Origin of the sequence: Thalassospira sp. UBA848, from assembly GCF_002295455.1 — a bacterium.
Taxonomy (GTDB): domain Bacteria; phylum Pseudomonadota; class Alphaproteobacteria; order Rhodospirillales; family Thalassospiraceae; genus Thalassospira.
The window spans coordinates 1-6,857 of record NZ_DBGS01000117.1; the positions used below are offsets into that span (position 1 = coordinate 1).

The 6,857-nt window shown below is 56.1% G+C and carries 4 protein-coding genes and 1 pseudogene; 4 read left to right on the forward strand and 1 reads right to left on the reverse strand.

What is annotated here, in order from left to right; translation table 11 throughout:
* The 3 genes from B2R48_RS16500 to B2R48_RS16510 form a co-directional block, all read left to right on the forward strand.
* Positions 1-1,942 (forward strand): efflux RND transporter permease subunit (locus B2R48_RS16500; RefSeq protein ID WP_297002645.1); only part of this gene is annotated, 1,942 nt, incomplete at its 5' end.
* A gap of 204 nt (positions 1,943-2,146) precedes the next feature.
* Entirely contained in the window at positions 2,147-3,160 is a 1,014-nt protein-coding gene (gene htpX / locus B2R48_RS16505; protein WP_297002648.1) for a zinc metalloprotease HtpX, read from the forward strand.
* 190 nt (positions 3,161-3,350) lie between these two features.
* Positions 3,351-4,961 carry a hypothetical protein gene (locus tag B2R48_RS16510; protein ID WP_297002651.1) on the forward strand — a complete coding sequence of 537 codons (1,611 nt, stop codon included), beginning with the start codon at positions 3,351-3,353 and terminating at the stop codon, positions 4,959-4,961.
* Between the two features lie 119 nt (positions 4,962-5,080).
* On the opposite strand, the gene B2R48_RS16515 is transcribed toward B2R48_RS16510, so the two are convergent.
* A complete protein-coding gene (locus tag B2R48_RS16515) occupies positions 5,081-5,800 on the reverse strand; it encodes a Bax inhibitor-1/YccA family protein (protein WP_008888536.1) in 720 nt (239 codons plus the stop codon).
* A 259-nt stretch (positions 5,801-6,059) separates the two neighbouring features.
* Between B2R48_RS16515 and B2R48_RS16520 the strand changes: the two are divergent.
* A pseudogene (locus B2R48_RS16520) lies at positions 6,060-6,857 on the forward strand (hypothetical protein); the annotation flags it as partial.

A 6,857-nucleotide genomic window follows, 5' to 3' on the forward strand; every position in this document is an offset into this window, starting at 1 on the left:
GATTGTCGTGGTCGAAAACGTCGAACGTAGCATTGAACGTGGTCTTTCCCCGCGTGATGCAACCGTGGCGGCCATGCGCGAAGTCACCGGGCCGATTATCGCGACCTCGCTTGTCATCACCGGTGTATTTGTGCCGATTGCCTTTATTTCCGGCCTGACCGGCCAGTTCTATCAGCAATTTGCCCTGACCATCGCCATTGCCACGATCATTTCGACCGTCAACTCGCTGACGCTAAGCCCGGCTTTGTCGGCTGTGCTTCTGCGCAGTCACGACGCGCCTAAAGACTGGCTGACACGCGGCATGGACTTTGTCTTTGGCTGGTTCTTCCGCGGGTTCAACCGCTTCTTTAACCGCAGCACTGATCTGTATGCCGGTGGTGTGAAGCGTCTGCTGGGCATGAAGACCACCATGATGGCGCTTTATGTCGGTCTTCTGGCGTTGACCTATCAGGGGTTCCAGATCCTGCCGACAGGTTTCGTGCCGTTGCAGGACAAGCAATATCTTGTCAGTTTCGCCCAACTTCCGCAGGGCGCAACACTGGATCGGACCGAAGATGTCATTCGCGAAATGTCTGACATCGCGCTCAAGGAACCCGGAGTGGAAAGTGCTGTGGCGTTCCCGGGGCTTTCGATCAACGGCTTTGTGAACAGCTCAAGTGCCGGCATCGTGTTTGTCACCCTCAAGGACTTTGATGAACGCAAAAGCGACGATCTGTCAGGGCTTGCCATCGCGGGCAAACTGCAACAGAAGTTCGCAGGCATCGACGAGGCCTTTGTTGCCATCTTCCCCGCGCCGCCGGTGCAGGGGCTGGGCACTGTCGGCGGTTTCAAGCTGCAGGTGCAGGACCGAACCGATCAGGGCTATGGTGCGCTTGATGATGCGATGAAGCAGGTCCTTGCCAAGGCATGGGCAGCCCCGGAACTGACCGGCGTGTTTTCAAGCTACAACATCAATGTGCCACAGCTTCAGGCGACGCTTGACCGTACCAAGGTCCAGCAGCTTGGCATCCCGGTTGATGAAGTCTTCCGGACCATGCAGGTCTATCTGGGGTCTATGTATGTCAATGACTTCAACACCTTTGGCCGCACCTATCAGGTGATCGCACAGGCAGACAAGCCGTATCGTTCAAGTCCCGATGACATTCTGCGTCTGCAAACGCGCAACGCAGATGGCGATATGGTGCCGCTTGGTTCCGTGCTTTCGGTTTCCGAAACATTCGGGCCGGACACGGCGATGCGCTATAACGCATTCCGTTCGGCTGATCTTAATGGCAATGCGGCACCGGGATATTCCAGTGGCGAAGCACAGGCGGCAATCACCAAGATCCTTGATGAAACCTTGCCACCGGGTATGTCCTATGAATGGACAGAGCTGACCTATCAGCAGATTTTGGCGGGCAACACGGCGATCTTTGTTTTCCCGATTTGTATCCTGCTCGTGTTCCTGGTGCTGGCGGCGCAATATGAAAGCCTGACCATGCCATTGGCGGTGATCCTGATCGTCCCGATGAGCATCCTGTCCGCTGTTTTTGGTGTCTATATGTTCGGGGGTGACAACAACATCTTCACCCAGATCAGCCTGTTTGTGCTGGCCGGACTGGCATCAAAGAACGCCATCCTGATTGTCGAGTTCGCCCGCGAACTTGAACATCAGGGGCGCAGCACCGTTCAAGCCGCGATCGAGGCCAGCCGTTTGCGTCTGCGCCCGATCCTGATGACTTCCTTGGCCTTTATCATGGGCGTCGTTCCGCTGGTCCTGTCCAGTGGTGCCGGTGCCGAGATGCGCCACGCGATTGGTATTGCCGTGTTCTCGGGCATGCTGGGTGTGACGATATTTGGCCTGATCCTGACCCCGGTCTTTTATGTCCTTGTACGCATGATTGGCCGGCGCAACGACGTTCGTTCACTTGACGAGGTTGATGCACATCAGCCTGCGGGGTGACCGATATCGTTGCACAAAACAGCTGGACTGTCTTTTCCCCCGACCCCGCCGGTTCGGCTGTTTTGAAACTCCCGAACGGGGCTGACAAAGGTCAGCCCCGTTTTTTCGTGTGAGCCATCTCTCAGTCTGATCTGATGGCCCTTGCCTTGGCTGCACATCGCCTTATCTTTCGGTCGGGATGTTTGTCGATAAGGGTTTTCGACCATGAACTATGTGCGTACCGGTTTGTTGCTTGCTGGCCTGACCGCACTGTTTGGCGCTGTTGGCATGATGATTGGCGGGCAACAGGGCATGATTATCGCGCTGCTGTTTGCGGCTGCCATGAATGTGTTCGCCTACTGGAATTCGGATGCCATGTTGTTGCGCATGCGCAGCGCGCGGCAGGTGGATGATAAAACAGCACCAGAACTGGTGGCGATGGTCCGTGACCTTGCGCGCAATGCCGACCTGCCAATGCCCAAGGTTTACGTCATCGAAAACCCGCAACCCAATGCCTTTGCCACCGGCCGGAACCCCGAAAACGCGGCGGTGGCTGCGACCACAGGGTTGCTCAAACTGCTTGATCGCAATGAAATCGCCGGCGTCATGGCCCATGAACTGGCCCATGTCAAAAACCGCGATACCCTGACCATGACCATCACTGCGACGATTGCCGGGGCGATTTCTGCATTGGCCAACTTTGCAATGTTTGCCGGCATGTTTGGCGGCAATCGCGATAACAACAATCCGCTGGGCGGGATCGGCATGATCCTGATTGCCATTCTCGCGCCCTTGGGGGCGATGATCGTGCAGATGGCAATCTCGCGGACCCGCGAATATGAGGCCGACAAGATCGGGGCTGAAATCTGCGGCCATCCGATGTGGCTGGCCAGTGCCTTGAACAAACTAGATAAGGGTGTTCACGCCGTCCCGAATATGGATGCCGAACGCAATCCGGCAACCGCACACATGTATATTGCCAACCCGTTGTCCGGAAAAGGCGTCGATAGCCTGTTCTCTACCCACCCCAACATGGCCAACCGCATTGCACGCCTGCAGGCCTTGGCTGGCTCTTCGCAAAGTTCCGCACAAAGCCCCGTGCACGGCCGTGAGGCCGTACAAACACCCCGCACCGCCAGACCCGCGTCCAGCCGTGGGCCGTGGGGGCGCAAGTCCGCGAAACCTGCTGCTCCCAAACGTGGCACGTCGCGTCAGCGCAAACGGCCCTGGGAATCCTGAAGATCCGGTGCCTTTATGTGTCTGGTGGTCAGTTAACCCAACTTGGGGTCGTTCTCCCTATCCTTCGGTATGATAAAAATGATAACGCACAGCATTGACCAACCTTGAATACAGGACGAAAATGATCCGATAAAAGTCTAAGGACCCTTGCTGTCAGGCTCTTCAAAGCAAGGGACAGATAAGGACAATAATGGCTGGTTTCTGGTCAATGGTTGGCCTCGTGTTCAAATCCCTGATCACGGGTGCGGACACTGTCGATGATATGGGGGGTGCTGCCGACGACGTTCTGGCAGCCGACGATGTTCTGTGCCGGTATGGGATCGCAAGCTTCACACCGCCAGAACCGAATGCCCATATCGGCGCAAGTGTTGACGACGAAGTTGCCGATGTCGTGAAGGCTGCGTTGTCTTCTGTCCCGGAAAGTGCAGGGGTTCGGATTGATCAGTTCTTCTCACCCAATCCCGATGCAGCCGACCCGTTTCAAGCCATGCGCGAGGCGCAACTTGGCGTTCTGAACGTCGCCCATCGCAAGGATGTCGATACAGTCTTCTGGGGGCGCCAGGATCCGCGCAACGGCTATCTTGATCTTCACATGGTCAGTGATGCGCTGGCATCATCACTTTATGATTTGATGCTGCCCCAGACATACAGTTTCCGTCAGCTGACCCATCCTGATGTTTCCGAGGCATTGCGCATTCTCCTGACGGCCCAGCTTGTGCTGAAATCAACCGGCGGCGAACAGCGCGCCCTGCAGATTGCCCGACTGGCCGCTGTCCTTGAAGACCTTCAGGACCGAATTCACGGCGGTGATATCTTTTCGCAGGGCGGTGCCGGTGTGGGGCTTGCCTATGGGTTCGGGGCGTTCGTTCTTTCGGAAACCGGGGATCGATCCTATTGCGCAAGTGCCTTGCGCGTCATGGAACCCTACATCCGGAAAATGGTCAGTGAAGCTTCCGAAAAACCAGTGTCCGCCACAGGGAAAACCGCTGCCCCGACCGGGCTCAAGGGCGAGTCACTTGATGCTGATAATGCGGGCGCCCAGGAGGTTCCGCTTTCCACGCTTCTTGACGGAATCAGTGATTTTTCCAAGATAAACCCGCGCACCGTCGCGGCGCTTGCCCTGTATGGGGCACTTGTGAACTGGTCGCTGATTGCCAACCTAAAGGCGCGTTCTGGTGCATTGTCCATTGCGATCTGGCGGATGCTGGAACGCCGGATTGAACTCTCCATGGGGTCTCCGGTGGATCGTGCGCTTTCGATTTGCAAGCTTGGCGAAGCCATGGTGCTCACCGGCAAGGACAAGGAAGACGCCAAGCTTGTTGACAAGGGAGCTGCGCATTATCGCCGGGCACTTGGCATGATCAATGCCCGTGTTCATGGCCCGCTTTATGCGACAATCGCCTATGGTCTGGCCGAGGCAATTGTGTCTTCGGCAACCATCCGTGATGTCACGATCCCCGATACACAGGTGGTCCCGGTCTTTCAGGCCGCACTCAAGGTCTGCACGCGGCGCGATCATCCCTATATCTGGGGTCGGATCATGTTTGCCCTTGCAACGGTCTATTTGACCAACGGCAACCTTCACAAGGATACCGAAATGCTCACCCATGCCCGGATGAGCTATTCCCAAGCTTACGAAGCCTTTAACGAAGCAGGGGCGAAGGGCGCGGCACGTGCCGCATCTGGCGGCTATACCCGATCGGAAAACTTTCTGTCACAGCTTGGTCACCGCAAGACGGTCATGGATGCCACCGGCGGTGTTGGTGAAAGTTCGGACAAAGGTGCTGCAAACGCCTCCTGACGTTTTTTTACTTCGGGCAAAGACCTGCTCATTCATCCGGCAGTTCGACAAAAAGAAACCCCGCAGCGCACGGCTGCGGGGTTTTGACTGCGAAGCGTGATGTTCTAGCCGGATGACTTCTATTCGCGGTTGCCGAAGAAGTGCAGCAGCATGATGAACAGGTTCACGAAGTCGAGATACAGACGCAGCGCACCAAACAGGGCTTTTTTGCCTGCGGTCGTTGCATCGTCATGTTCGTGATACTCTTCCTTGATGCGCTGGGTGTCATAGGCGGTAAGGCCCGTGAAGATCAGAACACCAGCCGCCGAAATGACGAACTGCAGCATCGTGCTTGCAAGGAAGATATTCACCACCATCGCGATGATGATACCGATCAGACCCATGAACAGGAAGCTGCCCCAGCCCGAAAGGTCTTTCTTGGTGGTGTAGCCAAACAGGCTCATCGCACCAAAGGTACCCGCGGTGATGAAGAAGGTGCGTGCAATCGACTCACCGGTATAAACCAGGAAGATCGACGCAAGGGACAGACCCATCATTGCGGCATAGATCCAGAATGTCGCCTGTGCAGCACCAAAGCTCATCTTGTGGATGCGTGCGCTCAGGAAGAAGACAAGCCCGATCGGGGCCAGCATGACAATCCAGTGCAGCCCAGTGCCGAAAATAGCCTGCATCAGGGTCGGGCTGGTCGACACAGCCATTGCCACGATACCGGTCAAGGCAAGTGCAGATGCCATGTAGTTGTAGACACGCAGCATATAGGCGCGGAGACCTTCATCGATCTCGGCCGCCGACCGGCCAACCGAGACGTCATAGCCGCGTTGACGCGTTTCAAAAGCCATTGAAATCCCTCTTTGATCCAATTGTGAGCAGAACATAGGTATACAATTCTGCGATGATCAAAATATGGCAGGATTTCCGTGAAAAGCAACGGTTTGCCAGATCGGGTGCCAATAGGTCGCCATCAGATGTGAACTTGTTCACCTTCGATATGACGCTATCGTGAAATCACCCGATGACGACAGGTTTCGTAAACGGGTCTATGATGATGGCCTTGCGGGACTCGCAAAACATCCACTCAACGCATACAGGCCCGACCCCATGTCATTTCGCGCCGCAAACCATACGTCGCTGCCAAACCCGGTCCGGGTGTTTTGGCGTGCACTGGTAACCGGTGGGCTGATCGCGGGGCTTCTTGGTGCTGTTGCCTTGGATGCGAAGGCGCAAAATGCCAACCTTCAACGTGCGCCCGGTGATGGTGACATTCCGGTCTTTACCGATGTTTATGACGGATCGGAATTTTGTGCCGATGGCAATGGTGATGCCCCGTGCGCCGTCGCCCCGGTTGATGTGCCGGAATTTGATGCCAGCTTCGTTTATCGATTTCTGGCTTATCATGCTCAACGCCCGTTTGATCGATTCTCGTGGCAGGCCTTCACAGCGCTGATGAGCCCGCTTGACCACCCGGGCCAGAAAACCCACTGGGAAACATTCCCGACACAGCGTGATCTGTTTGCCGAGCTGGCCTATCCCAATCCAGCATGCAGTGATGATCTGCCAGACGGGCATCTGTTGCTGGCAAGCTACCTGCAATCGACCGGAGATACGCTGGTTGATCAGGCAGGTAACTTCGTTCTGTTTGAAACACGCATCAACCCGGTGGCCGCTGACTACATCATTGCCAACAACCTGCAATCAGAGGCCGGACGTGCGCATTTTGCCAATACCGGACAGTTCATTGATTTCCCGACCGGGCATTTGACGGAGGGTGCCGAAAGCAAGGTTAAGGCCACCATCGCCAATGGCGATGGGGTGCAAAAGCCTGATTCGGCAATTCCGCCATCGGCGCCCGGTGTGATGGGCGCGCAACTGTTAAAGTTCGCATGGCGCATTCTGCCC